Source organism: Rhizobium sp. CG4 (assembly GCF_023701965.1).
Taxonomy (GTDB): domain Bacteria; phylum Pseudomonadota; class Alphaproteobacteria; order Rhizobiales; family Rhizobiaceae; genus Agrobacterium.
The window spans coordinates 143,034-163,212 of sequence record NZ_JABAEG010000001.1 but is presented as its reverse complement, the minus strand read 5'-3'; the positions used below and the strand labels follow the sequence as shown (position 1 = coordinate 163,212).

Here is a 20,179-nt window from a genome sequence, read left to right as displayed (position 1 = left end):
CGGGTGTCGCTTTTTGATCGGGAAATGCCACGACCGCTTGCAGAAGCCTTGCGTCCGAACACGCTTTCAGAAGTTGTCGGGCAGGATCACCTGTTGGCAGATGACGGTCCGATAGGCCGCATGGCCAAGTCAGGTGTGCTGTCATCCTTCATTTTGTGGGGGCCTCCCGGCGTTGGTAAAACCACCATTGCCAGAATTGTTGCCGCCGATGCGCAGGCGCAATTCGTGCAGCTGTCTGCTGTCATGTCCGGCGTTGCGGATTTGCGCAAGGTGTTCGAGGAAGCCAAGAAAGAACGCACGCTCGGTCGGCAAACCATTCTGTTCATCGATGAGCTTCATCGCTTCAATCGCTCAACACAGGATGCGCTGTTGCCGCATGTTGAGAGCGGCCTGATCATTCTGGTGGGTGCCACCACAGAAAACCCAAGTTTTAGCCTTGTGGGCGCGTTGCTATCGCGTGCCCGTGTCTTCACCCTCAATCCGCTCGGTAAGGAGGCGTTGTCGCGTCTGCTTGAGCGGGCCGAAGCGCATATCGGCAAACCGCTGCCGCTTGATGATGAGGCCAAGGAAAGCCTTTTCGATCTGGCTGATGGTGATGGTCGTTATTTTATCGGCATGGTCGAGGAGGTTCTGCGGGCTGGTGCGGGGCAACCACTGTCGCGCAGCGATCTGGCTTCCCTTCTGCAAAAGAGAATGCCGCTCTACGACAAGGCCAATGACGGTCACTACAATCTGTTGAGCTGCTTCCATAAAAGTCTGCGTGGCAGCGATGTGAATGCGGCGCTCTATTGGGCGGCACGCATGATCGAGGGTGGTGAAGACCCGAATGTATTGTTCCGGCGGCTGGCCTGTGCGGCCTCTGAAGATGTCGGTCTGGCGGATCCGCAAGCGTTGCAGCAGGTGATTACCGCATGGGAAGCCTTTGAGCGTATCGGCTGGCCCGAAGCGCGGCTGTTCATGGCACAAGCTATCGTTTATGTCGCGACCGCTCCCAAATCCAACGCCACGTACCGCGCCTTTGATGCGGCAACGGCGCTTGCGCGGCAGACCGGGTCTGTGCCTCCGCCCAAAAACATCCTTAATGCCCCGACAAAGCTGATGAAGGAGCTGGGGTATCATGAGGGGTATAAATACGACCATGACTACCCGGATGCTTTTAGCGGCCAGTCATTCTTTCCGGCAGAACTGAGCGATAAAAATCTTGAGTTCTATCAGCCCAATGAGCGCGGCTTTGAACGAGAGCTTTCAAAGCGGGTGCAGTTCTGGAGCAGGCGCAAAAGTCAGAAGCCTGAATAAAACCGGGCCTTTACCGATAATGTCACTCACGACGCATGTCGTTTGAATAGTGCAATCGCGCGGGTTTACTTATTTGGCCGGGACTGGGCAACTCATGTCGCCTTCTTCGCATGACAGATAGCCGTTGAGGTCTTTGATCCGATTTTGCGTCAGTCCGTCCAGACATGAATTCTGAACGAATGGATAGACAGTTCCCTGTGCGACCATGGAGCTTGAAAAGCTGCATTCGCCATCTCGAAAAGCAATCCAGGCACGCTGTGCTGTCACGAGCAGCTTTGTCGTGTCCGCATCATCTTTCAGCCTGGTTTGTATCTGCTTGTAGAGTTTGTTGAGCTCTCCATCTGACTTTTCGAAGGCTTTCTGTGCGCACACATTCATCGCCGTCTGATCCGTCAGGTCGCCACAATTTTGATCCGCGTAGGCAGGTGTGACGATCAAACCGATATATGCGGCTGCCAGAATAAATTTCATGCCGACCTCCCGATGTCGTAGCGTTTCACGTTGCAGAATAGAGGCTTTTGTACGCGCCGCAATGCCTTGTGATGGTGATGGTTGTCATCTCGTGAAGCTTGCTGCCCATGGACATCTGGCGAGTGGTGAGTGAGGTGGGACGTCGGGTAAACCGGCCTCCAAGATGCGCTTTACCCTACGTCCCACCCAGCGCCACCGGAGTGAGCAGCGTGATTAACCAACAATGGTGCGTTCGACGCGACATGTCTGGACAGGTAAAATTTATGAAGAGCGGCTCTTCCGGCAGCTTTTTGTGCTGGGCAGATCACTTAGCCGCAGGCAGATCATCAGGAAGCCTTGCGCTGTACCTGCTGGGGTATGGCAGGCAGCATTTTGACCGAGGATTCTGCCAGAGCGGCATGGCCTTCCATGTCGACGATCAGGTGCCAGTGTGCGCTTTCGGGAATGGCAATGCGAACAGGTGATTTTTTGGCGACACCGCCGAGATACTTGAAATCAAGCAGTTCGGTAAATCGCTGATAGTTCACAGCTGTCATTAGCCGAACGTTGTTGACGCCGTTAAGGCTCACTTCAATTGTCGAACCCGCGCGGAGTTCTTTCAGGTCGTAATGGGTAAAGCGGAAGCTTGGCTTTGCCATTTTATTACTCGTGTCTGCTTGCAATCGTTACGTCCTGTCATCGTAAGCGCGGATCGTTAACGAGGTCTTTAGATGCCAGGACAGGTCAGGCTTTTGTGCCGGCCTGGCACAGAAACAAACCACTAATCGTGGGTTACTGGTCGCTTAGAGAACCAATTACCTGGTTTTGACGTATGTAAAAATCACCTGTCATAATTTGCATTTTTGTGCGTTGCGGTATTAATATTTACAGTTGCTTGCATTCTGCAGTGTTTATTTTTGTGTTTGTTTGGCTGCAGCGCATTACTTATGTCTAATTTAAATTTATTCATAATAAATGTTTCCGGATGATCACTTTATCTATCGAAATATATTCAAGTGGTCCGACATATGAAAAACACAACGATATCCATGCGCTTTTATATGCTTGTCGCTTTGTTTCTTACGCTGCTGGCGGCTGCTTTAACATTTAGCCTGTTTGAAAGTTACCGCGGAATGGAGCGGGAGCGGAAGGCAGGACTTGAATCCCTGAACCACACCGCTATCGCTATTCTTGAGCAATACTACAAAATGGAGCAGAGCGGCGCTTTGACCCGTGAAGCCGCTCAGGAACAGGCCAAGGCAACGATTGCCACAATGCGCTACGGCAAGGGCAGTGGTTACTTCTGGATCAATGACATGGTGCCGACCATGGTTATGCACCCTATCAAGCCGGAAATGAATGGCAAGAACCTGACCGGTGACAAGGACCCGAATGGCAAGTTCCTGTTCGTGGAATTCGTTAAAACCGTTCAGGCCAGCGGGCAGGGCTTTGTCGACTATTACTGGCCAAAGCCGGGTTCGCCTGATCCGGTCGAGAAGTTCTCACATGTGGCCGGCTTTACGCCGTGGGGCTGGGTTGTCGGCACCGGCGTTTACGTTGATGACCTTGCTGCGATCTTCTGGAAGGAAGCCCAGCTTTATATTGCCATCTGTGTCATCGGCTCGGCCGCCATCACTGCTGGCGCTTATTTCATCGTCCGCAGTGTGACTGGACCAATCGCGCGCGTTCGTGACGTGATGACAAGCATTGCCGATGGCAATGGCGCTGTCGACGTACCGTTCCTGGATCGCACCAATGAGATTGGCTCCATGGCCAAAACCTTGCTGGTACTGCGCGATTCCGTCAATGAACGTAGCGCCTTGCAGCAACGAGAAGTGGCCCAGCAAAAGCAGATAGAAGAAGCACGGCACGGCAACGAACTGGCGCTGCGCTCGGTGTCGGAGAAACAGGCCTATGCCATGGACGCCCTCGGTTCTGCGCTGGAGCGTCTTTCCAATGGTGATCTGACTGTGCATGTCGACGATATCGGTGTCGAATATGCGAAGCTACGCGCTGATTTCAACAAGGCGTCCAGTGCACTGCATCAGGTCATTTCTTCGATTTCGCGCACCAGCCACGTGGTCAGTGACAGTGCAAGCGACATCAATGAGGCAACGGGCAACCTGTCGCGTCGTACCGAACAGCAGGCGGCCGCACTGGAAGAAACCGCTGCGGCGCTGGATGAAATCACCGCCACCGTTCGCACTGCATCGGACCGTGCCAATGAAGCGCGCACCATGGTGGGTGAGACCAAGCTGAGTGCTGGTCGCTCAGGTGATATTGTTCGCAATGCCGTTGATGCTATGGGCCGCATCGAGGACTCGTCGCGCCAGATCAACCAGATCATCAGCGTTATCGACGAGATTGCCTTCCAGACCAATCTGCTGGCGCTGAATGCCGGTGTCGAAGCCGCACGTGCCGGTGAGGCCGGTCGTGGTTTTGCGGTGGTGGCCCAGGAAGTGCGTGAACTTGCGCAGCGTTCCGCAAATGCTGCCAAAGAAATCAAGACGCTGATCAACAGCTCTGCCAATGAAGTTGAAAACGGCGTGTCGCTGGTGCGTTCCACCGGTGAGGCGTTGGTAGAGATCGTCAAGCTGGTCAACCGGGTGGATGAACATGTCAACACCATTGCCACTGCTGCCCGCGAACAGGCAACTGGCCTGCATGAGATCAACACCTCCGTCAACCACATGGACCAGATGACCCAGCAGAATGCGGCAATGGTGGAGGAAACCACGGCTGCAAGCCAGACGCTGGCCAATGAAAGCCGTGAATTGCGCTCTCTGCTATCAGGTTTCGTGCTGGAGCAGGAGCGTTATGGCGCAACGTCGCGCGCCGCCTGACACTGGTTTCGACACAGGAAAAAGGCGGCTTTTGCCGCCTTTTTTGTTTGTTCTAAATTATGCCGGGTGGATTTACGGTCGGGGTCGAAAGGTTTCGTTTACCTCGTTTCGTTAATATTTTAGCGATTGCCGCATTGTGCGGCCGCAGAAGTGGTTATCGTATGGCGTTTATTTCCCTTCCGCGCCGCCCAGTGGCGTTGCTCATGATATCGACGGTATTGACGGCCTGCTCGGCAGAGGGTCTGGTGCCGCCTGCGTCGATTGACGGCACCACCCGTGTGGGCGCGATTCAGCCATCCCGTGAACCTGCGCGGCAGGCTTATCCCGCCAATGGTGTCGCCTCCGCCGGTTCGGCCATGCACATGAATGACGGCACGTATCGTGAGCCGCAGTTGATGTCGGCGCCAACGCCGCAGCCTTTGCCGCGCATAGACAGCGAAGAGGCCATGGGTGTCTCCTCGGCGTCGAATGGAAATCCCGCCAATGGATCGCTTGGCGTGCTGCGGACGTCGCAGGATGGCGTCAACATGGATGCGATGCTCGGCGTAGAGCCGGTTACAGGTCTTGCCGAAGAACAGCAAAACCAGATTGGCGACAATCAGTTGGCCGAAGGCATGACCAACCAGCCGGTTGTGGACGGCATTGGCACTGACAATCCGGTACAGACGAGTGGTAACGTTTTGCCTGCCGGCTGGGGCATGCCATCGCGGGCAGCGGCGTCTCCACGCCCGCAATCATCTGGTCAGCCGGTCCAGGACGTGGCGATGTTGATGCCGCAAAACCCGGCGCAGTCAAACCGTTCTTCCGCACCTCCCGGCATGATGCCGCAGTCGGAAGTGGCCTGCCGGTCGGAGCTTCGTCGTCTGGGTGTGTCCTTCCGCGATGTGGCACGTATTGCCGATGGCCCGACCTGCGGTATCGATTACCCGCTGGAGCTCAATGGTCTCGCCAGCGGTGTGGCGATCAAACCTGCGGTCAAGCTCAACTGCCAGGTGACGCTTGCCTTTGCCAAATGGGTAAAGTTCGAACTCGTGCCGTCGTCGCGTTTCCGCTACATGTCCGGTGTCGGGCGCATTACGCCGATGGGCGGTTATTCCTGCCGCAAGATGAATTCGCGTGCCAGCAATCCGTGGTCTGAACATGCCAAGGGCAATGCCATCGATATCGGCACAATCACGTTGAAGAACGGCAAGGAAATCGATGTTCGCAAAAAGGGCTTCTTTGCCTTCCGCGAAAAGGGTCTGTTGAAAGCTGTCCGCAGCGACAGCTGCAAATATTTCTCGACGGTGCTTGGGCCTGGTAGTGACAAGGACCACTGGAACCATTTCCACTTTGATCTGCGCACCCGCAAATCCGGTTATCGCCACTGCGACTAACGTAATGCGGTACATAGGTGAGTAGCGATCTTGCGATAACAACATGACTTCGAGGTTGTAAAAAAATGCCGGCGCTAAGGCCGGCATCATGATGAGGCAGTGACGCGGGGTGTCGCTGCCGCTGAAATGATAAAACCAATAATCTGTGACGACATTCAAAACACGTTCGTCACCGAATATATTTTCGTACTGAAACCTTGTAGTCGTACCGCAAGCCTGATCAGTGTGCTTGCGACGGGTGTTCTATACGGTAAGACCATCACATATTGATGACAGTCCTTGCCCCATTTCCTTGAAAACAAGTTTTTCAAAATTCCAGATATCAGGAGAGTACCGTGCCGCCTGTCACCGAGATTGCCATGTTTGCCGCAGCCCTCGCCACGGCAGGAGTTGTTGCCGGTTTGCTGGCCGGTCTGTTCGGCATTGGTGGCGGTGCGGTTCTGGTGCCGGTGTTTTACCATGTGTTCGGTCTGCTGGATGTGCCGGAGGCCGTGCGCATGCATCTGTCACTGGGAACGTCGCTGGCCATCATCGTTCCGACATCCATTCGCTCGTTCATGACGCATAAGCAGAAAGGTGCCGTTGATACCGCGCTGTTGAAAGGCTGGATTATCGCGGTGCCGCTCGGCACGCTGATTGCCTCTGCCATCGCTGCCTATGCGTCCAGTGTCGCGCTTCGACTTATCTTTGCCTGTATCGCATTGGTGCTTGCCTTCCGCATGATTGCCAACCGTTCAAGCTGGCATCTGGGCAATGACCTGCCGCCAAACCCGGCAAAGTTTCTGGTTGGCACATCAATCGGCATTCTCTCAGGCCTTATGGGTGTTGGTGGCGGTGTGCTCAACAACACCTTCATGACGCTCTATGGTCGCTCCATCCATCAGGCCGTTGCCACATCTTCCGGTGTCGGTGTGCTCATTTCTCTGCCGGGTCTTGCCGGTTACATCTGGGCTGGATGGGGCGCTGCCGGTCTGCCGCCTCTTTCGACCGGTTATATCAACTGGATTGCGGTGGCATTGCTGATCCCGATCACGCTGATTGTTGCACCCTATGGTGCGCGGCTGGCACACGCGCTGAGCAAAAAGCAGCTGGAACGCGCGTTCGGCGTGTTTCTGGTCGTTGTCGCGGCGCAGTTTTTCTACAGCGTGTATGGTTGAGATGATCGCTATGCGATGATTTCGTGTCAGGGTGGTTTTGCGCGATACGAAGCCCTATATGGCAATCGACAATCTATCCTGCGAAAGAATCATCATGAATGCCATTGTTTCGATCCGGAACCTGACGAAAACCTATGCCAATGGGTTTCAGGCGCTGAAGGGCGTCAATCTCGACATCATTGAAGGTGAAATCCTGGCGCTGCTTGGGCCGAATGGTGCCGGGAAAACGACGCTGATTTCCATTATTTGCGGCCTTGTGAACCCCGGCGATGGCCAGGTTCTGGTGGCGGGCCATGACGTGGTGCGCGAGTTTCGCAAGACCCGCGAACTGATTGGCCTCGTGCCACAGGAACTGACAACCGACCAGTTTGAAACGGTGTGGAACACGGTTAGCTTCTCACGTGGCCTGCACGGCAAGAAAAGCAATCCAGAGCTGATCGAAAGCATCCTGAAATCGCTGTCGCTCTGGGAGAAACGCAACAACATGCTGCGTGAACTCTCCGGTGGCATGAAGCGTCGCGTGCTGATTGCCAAGGCGCTGGCGCATGAACCCAAGGTGCTGTTCCTGGATGAACCGACGGCAGGTGTCGACGTGGCGCTGCGCCGTGACATGTGGCGGGTGGTGGAAAAGCTGCGTGCCAATGGCGTCACCATCATTTTGACCACCCACTATATTGAAGAGGCCGAAGAAATTGCCGACCGGGTTGGCGTCATCAATGGCGGTGAGTTGTTGCTGGTGGAAGAAAAGACGGCCCTGATGCGCAAGCTTGGCCGCAAGCAACTGTCGCTTGAACTGACGACGCCGATAACAGTCATTCCCGACAGTCTTGGTTCGTTCAACCTGCTGCTGTCTGCCGATGGCTCCTGCCTGACCTATGAATATGACGGCAATGGCGAGCAGGGGCGTATTGCCGGCCTGCTGTCGATGCTGTCGGCCGAAAACATCCAGTTTCGCGATATCTCAACACGGCAAAGCTCTCTGGAAGATATATTCGTGGCACTTTTGGAGGACGCGAAATGAATTTTGAAGCGGTCAAATCCATCTATCTGTTTGAAATGGCGCGGACGCGCCGCACGCTTCTGCAAAGTGTCGTGTCTCCAGTCATTTCGACATCCCTTTATTTCATCGTTTTCGGAACGGCGATCGGTTCGCGGATTCAAGAGGTTGGTGGCGTTTCCTACGGTGCCTTCATCACGCCAGGCCTGATCATGCTGACGTTGTTGACCCAGTGTATTGGCAACGGTTCCTTTGGTATCTATTTCCCGAAATTCACCGGCACGGTCTATGAGATCCTCTCGGCTCCGGTGTCGATGGTGGAAATTCTGCTCGGTTATGTCGGGGCGGCGGCCACCAAGGGGTTGATGATCGGGACGATCATTCTGATCACCGCATCATTCTTTGTGGACATATCGATTGCCCATCCCGGCATGATGGTACTGTTCTTTGTGCTGACGGCGGTCAGTTTCAGCCTGTTCGGTTTTATCATTGGCATCTGGGCCACCAACTTCGAACAGCTGAACCTTATTCCGATGCTGGTGGTGCCACCGCTGACATTCCTCGGTGGGAGCTTCTATTCCATCGATATGTTGCCGCCATTCTGGCAGACGGTCAGCCACTTCAATCCTGTGCTTTATCTCATCAGCGGTTTCCGCTGGAGTTTCTATGAGATTGCCGATGTGAACCCAGTGATCAGCCTTGTGATGATCACACTGTTCCTGTCGGCATGCCTTGCGGTTGTCGGCTGGATTTTCCACACTGGCTACAAGCTGCGCAACTGACAGCCCGGTTCTGCGGTTTACCAGTCTCTAAGCCGCAGCTCATCTGTCTGCATTTGCAGGGAGCCGAGGGTAGACAGGAAGCTCATGCCCAGCAGGCTTTGGTCAAGTTGACCATCGCCTGCGACAAGGGCCGGAATGTTGGAGCGGGAAATCGGACCGATCGACAGTTCCGAAAGCATGGCATGGGCGGCAGTGGTGCGCCCATTCGCCGTCATGACGGTGACGGTATAATTCAGATTTTCTGGGTGCAGGCCAATCTTGCGGGCATCACTGGCTGACAGCACGACCGAGCTTGCGCCGGTGTCCACCAGCATATGCACCGCGATGCCGTTGACCTGCGTATTGGCTTCAAAATGGCCATTCATCGATTTGTGCAGAATGATTTCCTGTCCGCCTTCGCTGGTGGTTACCACAACAGCGCGGCCCGGCATCAGGCCAGCCAGCAGGCGTTCGCCGAAACGGCGGAAATCATCGCGGTAAAGATAACCGGACACCAGTGCGAGAATGATGGCCAGCCAGATGGCGATCTGGCGCAGTACCAGCGGCAGGTTGCCGCGGCTGGCATTGAGAACGCCGACAGACAGAAGTCCGGCTATCGGCAGTAAATAGAGCAGGCGGCCGAACTGGTCGTTTTCAATTCCGAAGGTTTGGCCGGTGTCATTGTTGAGAATAAGCAGTGCAAGACCGATGCCCAGTACGACGAGAACAACCACCAAACGGCTCATGCAAATCGGCCTTTCACATATTCCATAAATGCTCACTCACAATATTTGTGTTTCAGCTTGTCAGAGCAAGGGTGCATAGCCAGACAATCACCGAGATTTGTTGTGTCGCGCCAATGGTGTCACCGGTATGGCCGTTGATCTTTTTCACCACGAAACCATTAAAAATTGTGATGGCAACGGCCACGGCAGCAAATGCCAGCACAAGTGCAAAGATGGAGACGAATGGCAGTGCCAGAACCGACGCAATCACCACTCCCGATATCACAGCGGTGTTGCGGGCAGTGCTGTCCGGCTGACCGACCGATGATGCGAGCCCTTGCTGCCGCGCAGAGGGTGTTGCCGTCCAATGCCACACCATCAGGCCGCGGCTGAGCGCTGCCGCGCCCAGAAAGACCGCAGCGGCACCGACGGGTGTCAGCGTTTCACCAAGTGTCGTCAGTGCGGCCGCCCGCAGGCCAAAGGAAAAGAACAGCGCAACGGAACCGTAGGTGCCAAGGCGGCTGTCTTTCATGATCTCGATGATGCGGTCGCCGGTGCGGCCGCTGCCGAGACCATCGGCCGTATCGGCAAAACCATCCTCATGCAGAGCGCCTGTCGAAAAAACCATAACTGCCAGTGTTATCATGCTGGCGAGAAGCGGTTTGGCATCCAGCGACAGCAAGATCAAAAACACCAGAGCGGCGGGCAGGGCAATCAGCAGACCTGCAAAGGCAAAGGTGCGAGACAGGCGGACCATCTTGCCGTCATAACCGTCAAAGAAGTGCTGCGGCACCGGAAAGCGTCCGAGAAAACCAACGGCTCTTGCCAGATCGGTTATGAACGCGTTGATGTCCATGATGCAGTTCCTGTCTTGACGGAATTCAAAAGGGGCGATTTCCGGTTGTTCCTGAAACATTCCCCGACTATGAGAGGGGCAACAAAGACTGATTTGCCGGAAAATTACAAGTTTCCGGAATGAACGAGGAAGATTGATATCATGAGCATGAGCGGCCTGCCTTTCGACGATTTTCGTACGCTGCTGCACGATCTGCCCGGTCCCTCGACCCATGCGCTGGTTGACGCCAAGGAGCGTAATGCCAAGCTGACCAAACCGGCGGGTTCTCTCGGTCGGCTGGAAGAAATTGCCATGTGGCTTGCCGCATGGACGGGACGGGCACCGTCCGTCACCCGTCCGCTGGTGGCAATCTTTGCCGGCAACCACGGCGTTACCAAACATGGTGTCACGCCTTATCCTTCTTCCGTGACCCAGCAGATGGTCGAGAATTTTGCAGCCGGTGGTGCGGCAATCAACCAAATCTGTGTCAGCAATGACCTGGGCTTGAAGATCTTTGATCTGGCGCTGGATTATCCTACCGGTGACATTACCTCTGAAGCGGCTCTTTCCGAGCGTGACTGCGCGGCCACCATGGCCTTTGGCATGGAAGCGATTGCCGGTGGCACCGACTTGCTGTGCATTGGTGAAATGGGCATTGGCAACACCACGATTGCGGCAGCTATCAACCTGGCGCTTTACGGCGGCACGGCTGAAGACTGGACCGGTCCCGGCACCGGGTCTGAAGGTGATGTCATGGCGCGCAAGATTGCTGCCGTCAAAGCCGCCGTCGAATTCCACAAGGACCATCTGTCTGACCCGCTTGAAATCATGCGCCGTCTTGGCGGTCGTGAAATTGCGGCGATGGCTGGTGCCATTCTGGCGGCACGCATGGAAAAGATCCCCGTGCTGATCGATGGTTATGTCGCGACAGCGTCTGCGGCCCTTCTCAAGGCCATGAACCCGTCCGCACTCGACCACTGCCTGATTGGCCATGTGTCGGGTGAACCCGGCCATCTGGCTGCCGTTGAAAAGCTGGGCAAGACACCGCTTCTGGCACTTGGCATGCGGCTGGGTGAGGGTACCGGCGCTGCACTTGCTGCCGGTATCGTCAAGGCCGCTGCAGCCTGCCACTCCGGCATGGCAACATTTGATGCCGCTGGCGTTTCCAACCGCAGCTGAAGTGAAGACCGCTGAATGACAAAAACACAATCAACCGACAAGCCGGCAGCTTTCGTCAAGGAAAAGGGTATCAGGCATTTGTTTGCCGCCCTGCGCTACTCCGTTCAGGGGCTTCAACGCCTGTGGCAGGAGGCTGCATTCCGCCACGAGGTTATTCTGCTGTTTGCAGGTCTGGTGCTGTTTGCAGTGATTGGTGCACCCTTCGTGCACTATCTGATTTTTGTCATGCTGATGTTGCTGATGGTTGCGTTTGAGGCCATCAATACCGCGATCGAAGAACTGGTTGACCGTATTTCGCCGGAGATTTCATCGGTCGGTCGCCACGCAAAGGACCTCGGTTCACTTGCGGTCTTCTGCCTTATCCTGATCAATGCCGGATTTGTCGTTTACGCACTGGTCGTCAACCTGTTTCCGGGCTGACGATCTTAGGCGAATGAGCGTTTGCGCGGCTGGACTGCCTGCGTGTCTTCAACGGCAGGCAGGCTCTGCAGCACGCGTTTGGCCGGAAGAATGGCGATGACTTCCGTTCCCTCACGCAGTTTCGATTTCAGAATGAATTGGCCATCATGTTTGGCCAGAATGGCCTGCACGATCGGCAAGCCAAGACCAGTGCCCTGTTCGGCACTTTTAATGGCAATCGATCCCTGACCGAATGCTGACAGCACGACCGGGATTTCTTCCTCGGGAATACCGGGGCCATTGTCCTTGATGGAAATGTATTGGCCGCCACCGGCGGTCCAGCCGACCTTCATCATGATTTCACCGCCCTGCGGGGTAAACTTCACGGCGTTGGACATCAGGTTCAGAACCACCTGACGGATAGCCTTTTCATCGGCCCAGACCAGCGGCAGGCTGCTTTCGAACTGCTGGGCAATGGAAATGTTCTTGGCGCGGGCACGAAGCTGGATCATGCCGATGCAATCTTCTGCCAGATCCAGCAGCGACATGGTTTCTTCATGCAGGTCGTAACGACCGGCTTCGATGCGCGACAGGTCGAGGATTTCATTGATCAGGTCGAGCAGATGTTTGCCGGACCGATGAATGTCGCCCGAATATTCCTTGTAGAGCGGGTTGTTGAGTGGCCCCAGAACCTCAGTTGCCATCACTTCGGAGAAACCGAGAATGGCGTTGAGTGGGGTACGCAGCTCATGCGACATGGAGGCCAGGAAGCGCGACTTGGCAAGGTTTGCCTCTTCAGCGCGGCGACGGGCCTCGTCTGACATGGACTTTGCCACTTCAAGCTCGGCAATCAGATCGTCCTTTTCCGATTGGAAGGACAAAAGCTTGATGTTGGATTTGGCAAGCCGGTCAGTGAGGTAATGGAAAAACAGCATGGCAACGATGAACATCGCAGCAACGCTGATGCCAGTAACAGAACGCGATGTGGCCGCTACGATAATCAGTGCGGTCAAAACCGGCAGGAATGTCATCATTGCCGCACGCGGCAGCATGGCATTCGACATGGAGATGATTGCCAGCGCAATCAGCAGGGTCGCGCCCTTGAAGAACAGGAAATAGGCGGGTTGCACCGCAGGCGGCGCTTCATAGGCGGCGATGTAGGCCCAGACGCAGCCGGTAATAATCTGGATTGCCAGGAAGATATTGTGCCACCGGGTGGTGGAAATGGCCGTCAGTTCCTGCTTGTTGGCCCGTTTGGCAGCAATCAGCGACACAGCGTGAATGCCAAGCGCACAGATGGCCCAAGCCACAAGATTGGCTTCGCGTGTTAAATACACACCCAAACCTGTGACCAACACAATGAAAAGCGGCATGATCGTTGCGCCGTGCAGTGCTGTGCTTATATGCATTTCCAGCATGTCACGGTCAAAGGTGTGATTTCCGCCCTGACCATATTGCAAGCGTTCGCGTGTCAACTTCACTGCCTTCGCCACCGCCTTGTTACGGTGCGTTTTGGAGCGGTCGACAATGTTCTTGTCTGTTGATGTGCTGACGCTTTTACTCATTGATACAACAGGAATGACACGAATGGCTGAAACACTAACCGCGAAATCTTAAGAAGATGCTGCTGTGAAACTATTTGTTTGCCATTTGTGAAAAGGATTTGTTGGCATATGAGACAAAACAAGGGCAGGCGGTTGGCTTTTTTGCGCGACGGAATTGTGCTGATTGCCATTTTTCTGCTGGGAATTCTGATTGCTGCCAAGCTGGACAGCGACAACATGCAGCGGCATGCTGGAGCCTATTATGTCATTGACGGTGATACGCTGGCGCTGAACGGAAAACGTTTCCGTCTGCTGGGTATCGATGCGCCTGAACTTGACCAGCAATGCCAGCGCAATGGTTCTGACTGGCCCTGCGGGCAGGCCGCCAAACAGGCGCTGGCCAGCCTGGTTTCTGTCGGACTGGAATGCCGTGGCAATGACATGGATCGATATCAGCGTTTGCTCGTCCGGTGTTTCCTGGATGGTCAGGATGTGGCGGCTGAAATGGTGCGCCGGGGACTGGCCGTGCGGACAGAATATTTTCTGTTTTCGGACGAGGAAAGCGAAGCAAAGGCCAGTGGGCTTGGCCTGTGGGCAGGGGCGTTCGAAGCGCCGGCCAATTGGCGCAAGTTGCGCAAGACGGCGGAAATGGACGTACCATTGTCCGGTTTCCTTGCGGCGGTTCGCCATCTGCTTGGCTGGGAGTGAGTGTGAGTGCCTGACATCAGGGACAAGGATCTGGATATCTTAAGGGCCGAGATTGCCGCCTGTCGTATCTGTCGTGACACGCCGGCGCGCGGTGGGGCCTATCGCTTGCCGCATGAGCCGCGTCCGGTGGCGGTGATTTCCTCCAAGGCGCGTATTTTGATTGCCGGTCAGGCGCCGGGGCTTCGGGTGTATGAAAGCGGACTGCCATTCAATGACGCGTCGGGTGATCGGCTGCGCAACTGGCTGTCTGTCGACCGCGACCAGTTTTACAATCGTGACCTTTTCACCATCGTGCCTATGGGGTTCTGTTTTCCCGGTTACGATGCCAAGGGTAGCGACCTGCCACCGCGCAAGGAATGCGCACCGTTCTGGCGTCAGCGGGTGATGGATGCCATGCCACAGATAGAGCTGGTTCTGGCGATTGGCGGCTATGCGCAGGCCTGGCACATGGGCAAAACGCGCAGTGGCAATGTCACGGAAACGGTACGCGACTGGCGCACGACATTTTTCAGGAATGAGGGCATTCGTATGCTGCCAATGCCGCATCCAAGCTGGCGCAATACAGCCTGGATACGGAAAAATCCATGGTTTGAAGAGGACCTGTTGCCAGTTTTGCGACAGTCTGTTGAAATGCTAATTAAGTGAAAAATTTTTCTGTTTTTTTCTTTTGAATCGTGTATCTAAAGGAAAATAATTCAGGAGGAATGGAATTGGATCGATTAGACCGCAAAATCCTGCGCATACTTCAGGAGGATTCAACCCTGGCTGTTGCTGACCTTGCCAAGAAGGTCGGCCTTTCCACGACGCCCTGTTGGCGGCGTATCCAGAAGATGGAAGAAGATGGTGTCATTCGCCGTCGTGTCGCTCTTCTGGACCCGGCCAAAGTCAACACCAAGGTTACGGTTTTTGTCTCCATTCGCACGGCATCCCACTCCATTGAGTGGCTGAAGCGTTTCTCGGAAGTGGTTTCCGAATTCCCTGAGGTTGTCGAATTCTACCGCATGAGCGGTGACGTGGATTACCTGCTGCGCGTGGTGGTGCCTGACATCGGTGCTTACGATGCTTTCTACAAGCGCATGATTGCCAAGATCGAAATCCGCGACGTGTCGTCTGCCTTCGCCATGGAGCAGATCAAGTACACGACTGAACTGCCGCTGGATTACATGCTGCTCGACAACACCAAGTCGTCGGGTGAAGAATAAGACTACTTCAGACGGGCGAGCAGTTTTTCGCCCGTCAATTGTTTGACGGCATCCTTGCCAACCCATCTTTCCGTTTTGTTTTTGCTGTCTGCCAAAACCTGCGCCAATGCCAGTGCGGGGGTGTGGCAATTGGTGCTGCGTTTGCCGATATTGCGCAGCGCCCAGTTCACTGCCTTGCACACAAAATTCCTGTCGTCATTTGCGTATGTCTTGATGAGCGGCAAAAATCCGAGCATGGTTTCGTCCGGTTCTTTTTTTAGGTGAACCGTTGCGCCGGCAATCATCGCAAAGGCGGTGCGCCGGACAAATTCCCTGTCGTCGGCGCTGAATGTGTCGATCAGGTCTTTCCAGAATGACGTCTGCGTGAAGAGATCGGCAGCGGCATCGACAATTTCCCAGGAGTTGAAATCGCCCGCCCAGGCCAGACATTCGTTCTGTGTCAACAAGGTTGGGTCGGCGGTATAGATCGCCATCAACCGCGCTTCACGAATGTCACTATTCCATAATTGCAAGGCCCGCTGGTGGTTGTTGCCGACCTGCCGGGCCAGTTTTTGCAGGTCGGGATTGCTGATGCCGAGCGCGGTATCGGTGACAATGGAAAAGCGGCGCATGCCATCAATGGCATCCTGCGATGTCATGGTTTGAAGGTGGTGAATGATGTCTTGTGCGGATGCGTTTTTGTCGAGCATTGCCTGTTCACCTCAAGGCCGCATATCGACCGTTGAGACACCATGCCGTTTTTCAGGACATCATGCCATGCGACATGTCGTGACAGGACCGCAAATCGCGAAACATAGGCAAAGAAAAAGGCGCGATTTTCGCCGCGCCTTTTTTGAGGGTTAAGCCTTGAGCTTTGCCACCACCAGATGGCCCGGTGTCGGGTTGCCATCCTGCATGCGCACATTGATGTCGGTGACTTCGAGAATTTCGAAACCAGTCGCCTCGAGACGTTCCTTCACGTAGCTTTCTGCATGGGCAAAACGCTGGTGCGGACCAACCATGTAGGTCCGTCCGGCCAGAACATCGTCTGGCAGCGTTTCAGACGAGAACACAAAGATACCGCCAGGAGCCAAGTTTTCGGCCGCACCGAAAAACAGCGGCTCAAGCGCACCAAGGTACGGCAGCACATCGGTGGCGGTGATCAGGTCGAAAGCGTCATCGTCATTGTCCTCAAGGAAATCCTCGACTTCCGCTACGTAAAGCGTTTCGTAGATTTCCTTTTCATGAGCGATTTCAACCATGTTCTCGGAAATGTCGATACCGGTGCTGTCTTCCACCATGTCCCGCAGGGCGGCACCCGTCAGGCCGGTGCCACAGCCGAGATCAAGCAGGCGCTTGAATGGGCCAAGGTTGAGAGACTGCAGGCGCTGGCGCACGATCATCGGAACCGCATAACCCAACTGCTCGACCAGAATGTCTTCAAAGGCTTCGGCGTGCTGGTCAAACAGTGTTTCGACATAGGCATCGGGAGCCTTTGGCGGTGTCTCACCACGACCAAGTGAAGCAAGGCGAACAGCCGCACCACCATGATCTTCCGGATCAAGGCCCAGAACTTCCTGGTAGGCTGCTACGGCAGCATCGATCTCGCCAGCCTTCTCATGGGCCAGTGCGCGGTTATAGGCTTCGGCAAGGGCCTCTTCGTCGATCTTCTGTTGTTTTCCGGTCATTGCAGTACCCTTGGCTGAATTTTTGGTGTTCAGCCTTGCTGTAAGCTGCCCGCCGGGCACGCGCAATGTTTATCTCGAAAAGCCGTTATTCAGTGGAGAATGAACTCGCCCTTCAGTGCGCGCCATTCGCTGGCCGAAATCAGTTGCCGATGCACATATTTTACCGAATGCAGGGGACCATCGAGCTTTTCACGCCAGAACTTCAGAAAGCCGTTCATTTCTGGAAAGTCCGGTGCCAGATCGTAATGCTGCCAGACATAGGTCTGGAGAAAAGCGGGGTGATCGGGCATGCGGTAGAAGATCTGGGCAGTGGTGAGGCCGTAACCTTTTAGCATCATTTCCATGTCTGTGTTCATGATACTTGTTCCCGTTTTTTTGGCGGTGCTGAACTTGTGTTCAACATCACCATGGGAGCATGACATGGTTAACCGAATCTTGAAATTGTATTTATCTGGCTAAAAAGAAATTATTTTTCAGTGTGTTAGCAGCTCTCGTCGTGGAGTGCTGCTAACAGCTTCAGCGCTTCAGGTGGCGCGTCAGGCGGGCTTCAAGCCATGCCCAGACGTGACGCAGTGTCTCGACGATCGTCAGGTAGAAAATCGCGGCCCACAGATAAGTCTGGTAATCGAAGGTGCGGGAAAAGGCGTAACGTGTCTGGCCCATCAGGTCGAATACGGTCACGACGGAGACAACAGCCGAACCCTTGATCAGCAGAATGATTTCATTGCCATAGGGGCGCAGGGCAACAATGAGTGCCTGCGGCATGGTAATCTTGCGGAAGATGATGGATTTCGGCAGGCCAAGCGCAAAGGCGCCTTCGCGCTGGCCGATCGGCACGCTGGCAATGGCACCGCGCAGGATTTCAGCCTGATAGGCCGCTGTGTTGAGCGTCATGGAGAGCAGGCCGCAATACCAGGCTTCCCGGAAGAACCACCACAGGCCAATGCTTTCCAGTTCCGTGCGGAATGTGCCAAGGCCGTAATAGATCAGGAACAGCTGCGCCAGCAGCGGTGTGCCCCGAAACACGTAGACATAGGCATAGGCCGGTGCCGCCAAAAACGGGTTTTTCGACATGCGCGCAAAGGCAATCGGCAGCGACAGGATAGCGCCGAGAATGATCGAAACCGTGACGAGAATGATCGTTGTTCTCAGTCCGTCGAGATAACGCGGTCCGTAACGTTCCACCTTGGCCCAGTCCCAACCGTTGATGATGGTGTAGACGAGGCCAAGAGCCACAAGGCACCAGATGCCAATGATAACGTAACCGCTGGCGCGGGCCAGTGTCATCGGCTTTTTTTCGGCAGGAGGCGCAGGGCGGGCTGCAATCAGATGTTCGGCATGGCTCATCGTTTGGCCTCCGATTTGCGTGACCAGCGATCAATGTAACCGAGACCAATCGACGACAGCATGGCGAGAACCAGAAACAGCAGGCAGGCAAGCCCGTAGAAGAAGAAGGCTTCCTTGCTGACGCGGGCCGCAACGCCGGTCTGGCGCAGGATGTCGGTCAGGCCGATTATCGATACGTAGGAGGTGTCCTTCAACAGGATCATCCACAGGTTCGTCATGCCGGGCAGGGCAATTCTGACCAGTTGCGGCAGTACGATCAGCAGCATGGTGCGGCTGCGTCGGAGACCTAGGGAATCGCCCGCTTCGTACTGGCCTTTGGGTATGGCCTTGAAAGCTGATAACAGCACTTCGGAGGAATAGGACGAAAACACCACGGCCAGTGCAATCATGCCCGCGACAAAGGCGTTGATTTCAATCGGTCCGCTGAAACCAAGCGAACCGGCCACCGATTGCAGCAGCATCTGTATGCCGTAATAAACGATGAACAGCGTCAAAAGCTCAGGCAGGCCGCGGAAGATCGTGGTGTAGATACCGGCAGCGATCCGCAGCGACTTTTCGCTGGACTGGGCTGCAAGTGCGATCATGAAGCCGATGATCAAACCGACCGGCAAAGTTGCCAGTGCCAGTGTGATGGTGACCTTGACGCCAAAGGCAACTTCGTCACCCCAGCCTGTCGGGCCACAGGAAATGATGCTGGACTGATCCAGAAACGAGAAGACACCAACAGGGCCGCAGAATGGATCAAATAGATGCGTAATGTAGGCCCAAAAAGAGCCTACCGCGGAAAACAATCCGCTCATGCCAACTTCCCCTGCGGTCTTTGCCGCTTCTTTTGAATCTATCCATGTTTTTCAAACAAAAATGGCGGAAGGGCAAGCCATCCGCCATCAACTTTCAACAGATCAGCACTGATTATTCGCCGTAAACGTCGAAATCGAAGTACTTGTCGTTGATTTCCTTGTATTTGCCGTTCGCACGGATGGCGGCGATAGCGCCAGACAGCTTGTCAGCAAGTGCAGTGTCGCCCTTGCGCACAGCAATACCGGCACCATTACCATTGATTTCAGGATCGACCTTCAGTGGTGTCAGGATCTTGCAGCAAGCGCCAGCGTCAGACTTGACCCATTCCGACAGAACGACGATGTCGTCGATAACGCCATCAATACGGCCGTTGGTGATGTCGAGCTTGTATTCGTCAGCGGTTGGGTAGAGCTTGAGGTCAGAATCAGCCAGATGCTTTTCGGCGTAGTTGGCATGGGTTGTGGAACCCTGCGCGCCGAGGCTCTTGCCCTTGAGGTCTTCAAGCGTCTTGATTGGCGAATCCTTCGGAACCGCAATGGCCGGCGGTGTGTTGTAGTACTTCTTGGAGAAGTCGACCTTTTCCAAACGCTCAGGTGTAATCGACATGGACGCGACGATTGCATCGAACTTCTTGGCCTGCAGGGCCGGAATAATGCCATCCCAGTCGTTGGTTACGAAGGTGCATTCGGTTTTCATCTCTTCGCAGAGCGCCTTGGCGATATCGATATCAAAACCGGTCAGCGTGCCGTCCGCTTCAAGGTTGTTGAAGGGAGGGTAAGCGCCTTCCGTGCCGATAACGAGCTTGTCTTGCGCAAGGGCTGCGCCGGAAAACAAAGATACTGCCGCGATGGAAGCGGCGGCAAGAAGACGGGTAGAAATACGCATTGCGATC

At 55.0% G+C, this 20,179-nt stretch carries 22 protein-coding genes; 11 read left to right on the top strand and 11 right to left on the bottom strand.

The genetic code is table 11. The features are described from left to right. Window positions 1–24: 24 nt before the first annotated feature. On the top strand, window positions 25–1,296 hold the full coding sequence (locus HGO37_RS00810; protein ID WP_502941378.1) for a replication-associated recombination protein A: 1,272 nt from the start codon (window positions 25–27) through the stop codon (window positions 1,294–1,296). A gap of 69 nt (window positions 1,297–1,365) precedes the next feature. On the opposite strand, the gene HGO37_RS00805 is transcribed toward HGO37_RS00810, so the two are convergent. Continuing rightward, window positions 1,366–1,767 carry a lysozyme inhibitor LprI family protein gene (locus HGO37_RS00805; protein WP_250981766.1) on the bottom strand — a complete coding sequence of 134 codons (402 nt, stop codon included), beginning with the start codon at window positions 1,765–1,767 and terminating at the stop codon, window positions 1,366–1,368. A 326-nt stretch (window positions 1,768–2,093) separates the two neighbouring features. Next, window positions 2,094–2,405 (bottom strand): DUF1883 domain-containing protein, encoded by a 312-nt coding sequence (locus tag HGO37_RS00800; protein WP_192488662.1) that lies wholly within the window; start codon window positions 2,403–2,405, stop codon window positions 2,094–2,096. 369 nt (window positions 2,406–2,774) lie between these two features. On the opposite strand from HGO37_RS00800, the gene HGO37_RS00795 reads away from it, so the two are divergent. The 5 genes from HGO37_RS00795 (at window position 2,775) to HGO37_RS00775 (ending at window position 8,901) form a co-directional block, all read left to right on the top strand. Next, window positions 2,775–4,589 (top strand): methyl-accepting chemotaxis protein, encoded by a 1,815-nt coding sequence (locus tag HGO37_RS00795; protein ID WP_250981765.1) that lies wholly within the window; start codon window positions 2,775–2,777, stop codon window positions 4,587–4,589. A gap of 161 nt (window positions 4,590–4,750) precedes the next feature. Further along, window positions 4,751–5,965, top strand: a complete 1,215-nt coding sequence (locus HGO37_RS00790; protein ID WP_250981764.1) for an extensin-like domain-containing protein — start codon at window positions 4,751–4,753, stop codon at window positions 5,963–5,965. Between the two features lie 335 nt (window positions 5,966–6,300). Beyond that, the gene (locus HGO37_RS00785) at window positions 6,301–7,122 is read left to right on the top strand and encodes a sulfite exporter TauE/SafE family protein (RefSeq protein WP_192488665.1); all 822 of its coding nucleotides are present in this window, start codon (window positions 6,301–6,303) and stop codon (window positions 7,120–7,122) included. A 94-nt stretch (window positions 7,123–7,216) separates the two neighbouring features. After that, window positions 7,217–8,143, top strand: coding sequence for an ABC transporter ATP-binding protein (locus tag HGO37_RS00780; protein ID WP_192488883.1), 927 nt, complete (start codon window positions 7,217–7,219; stop codon window positions 8,141–8,143). Continuing rightward, entirely contained in the window at window positions 8,140–8,901 is a 762-nt protein-coding gene (locus tag HGO37_RS00775; protein WP_250981763.1) for an ABC transporter permease, read from the top strand. The genes HGO37_RS00780 and HGO37_RS00775 overlap by 4 nt, the downstream gene beginning before the upstream one ends. A 17-nt stretch (window positions 8,902–8,918) precedes the next feature. Here the strand turns inward: HGO37_RS00775 and HGO37_RS00770 are convergent, their stop codons facing one another. Together HGO37_RS00770 and HGO37_RS00765 are read right to left on the bottom strand one after the other, a co-directional pair. Next, window positions 8,919–9,626 (bottom strand): TIGR02281 family clan AA aspartic protease, encoded by a 708-nt coding sequence (locus HGO37_RS00770; RefSeq protein ID WP_250981762.1) that lies wholly within the window; start codon window positions 9,624–9,626, stop codon window positions 8,919–8,921. Window positions 9,627–9,678: 52 nt separating this feature from the next. Beyond that, window positions 9,679–10,461 (bottom strand): adenosylcobinamide-GDP ribazoletransferase, encoded by a 783-nt coding sequence (locus HGO37_RS00765; protein ID WP_250981761.1) that lies wholly within the window; start codon window positions 10,459–10,461, stop codon window positions 9,679–9,681. 141 nt (window positions 10,462–10,602) lie between these two features. Between HGO37_RS00765 and cobT the strand changes: the two genes are divergently transcribed. Then, the gene (gene cobT, locus HGO37_RS00760; protein WP_250981760.1) at window positions 10,603–11,619 is read left to right on the top strand and encodes a nicotinate-nucleotide--dimethylbenzimidazole phosphoribosyltransferase; all 1,017 of its coding nucleotides are present in this window, start codon (window positions 10,603–10,605) and stop codon (window positions 11,617–11,619) included. A 15-nt stretch (window positions 11,620–11,634) separates the two neighbouring features. Next, entirely contained in the window at window positions 11,635–12,039 is a 405-nt protein-coding gene (locus HGO37_RS00755; protein ID WP_250981759.1) for a diacylglycerol kinase, read from the top strand. Between the two features lie 5 nt (window positions 12,040–12,044). Here the strand turns inward: HGO37_RS00755 and HGO37_RS00750 are convergent, their stop codons facing one another. Next, complete coding sequence (locus HGO37_RS00750) at window positions 12,045–13,583, bottom strand: sensor histidine kinase (RefSeq protein ID WP_250981758.1); 1,539 nt, start codon at window positions 13,581–13,583, stop codon at window positions 12,045–12,047. Between the two features lie 108 nt (window positions 13,584–13,691). Between HGO37_RS00750 and HGO37_RS00745 the strand changes: the two genes are divergently transcribed. The 3 genes from HGO37_RS00745 to HGO37_RS00735 all read left to right on the top strand — a co-directional run bounded on the left by HGO37_RS00745 (window position 13,692) and on the right by HGO37_RS00735 (window position 15,472). Next, entirely contained in the window at window positions 13,692–14,270 is a 579-nt protein-coding gene (locus HGO37_RS00745) for a thermonuclease family protein (protein ID WP_250981757.1), read from the top strand. 15 nt (window positions 14,271–14,285) lie between these two features. After that, the gene (locus tag HGO37_RS00740) at window positions 14,286–14,915 is read left to right on the top strand and encodes a uracil-DNA glycosylase family protein (protein WP_250982376.1); all 630 of its coding nucleotides are present in this window, start codon (window positions 14,286–14,288) and stop codon (window positions 14,913–14,915) included. A 65-nt stretch (window positions 14,916–14,980) separates the two neighbouring features. Then, window positions 14,981–15,472, top strand: coding sequence for an Lrp/AsnC family transcriptional regulator (locus HGO37_RS00735; RefSeq protein ID WP_192488673.1), 492 nt, complete (start codon window positions 14,981–14,983; stop codon window positions 15,470–15,472). 2 nt (window positions 15,473–15,474) lie between these two features. Here the strand turns inward: HGO37_RS00735 and HGO37_RS00730 are convergent, their stop codons facing one another. From HGO37_RS00730 to HGO37_RS00705, 6 genes are all read right to left on the bottom strand, one after another. After that, window positions 15,475–16,161 (bottom strand): DNA alkylation repair protein, encoded by a 687-nt coding sequence (locus tag HGO37_RS00730; RefSeq protein ID WP_250981756.1) that lies wholly within the window; start codon window positions 16,159–16,161, stop codon window positions 15,475–15,477. A gap of 150 nt (window positions 16,162–16,311) precedes the next feature. After that, window positions 16,312–17,139: a class I SAM-dependent methyltransferase gene (locus HGO37_RS00725; protein ID WP_250981755.1), complete on the bottom strand. Its 828-nt coding sequence runs from the start codon at window positions 17,137–17,139 to the stop codon at window positions 16,312–16,314. 89 nt (window positions 17,140–17,228) lie between these two features. Continuing rightward, a complete protein-coding gene (locus HGO37_RS00720) occupies window positions 17,229–17,495 on the bottom strand; it encodes an usg protein (RefSeq protein WP_250981754.1) in 267 nt (88 codons plus the stop codon). A gap of 160 nt (window positions 17,496–17,655) precedes the next feature. Continuing rightward, window positions 17,656–18,486 carry an ABC transporter permease gene (locus HGO37_RS00715; protein WP_250981753.1) on the bottom strand — a complete coding sequence of 277 codons (831 nt, stop codon included), beginning with the start codon at window positions 18,484–18,486 and terminating at the stop codon, window positions 17,656–17,658. Continuing rightward, window positions 18,483–19,286, bottom strand: coding sequence for an ABC transporter permease (locus tag HGO37_RS00710; RefSeq protein ID WP_192488678.1), 804 nt, complete (start codon window positions 19,284–19,286; stop codon window positions 18,483–18,485). Before HGO37_RS00710 ends, HGO37_RS00715 begins: the two co-directional genes overlap by 4 nt. Before the next feature lie 112 nt (window positions 19,287–19,398). Next, on the bottom strand, window positions 19,399–20,172 hold the full coding sequence (locus HGO37_RS00705; RefSeq protein ID WP_250981752.1) for an ABC transporter substrate-binding protein: 774 nt from the start codon (window positions 20,170–20,172) through the stop codon (window positions 19,399–19,401). Window positions 20,173–20,179 lie beyond the last annotated feature (7 nt).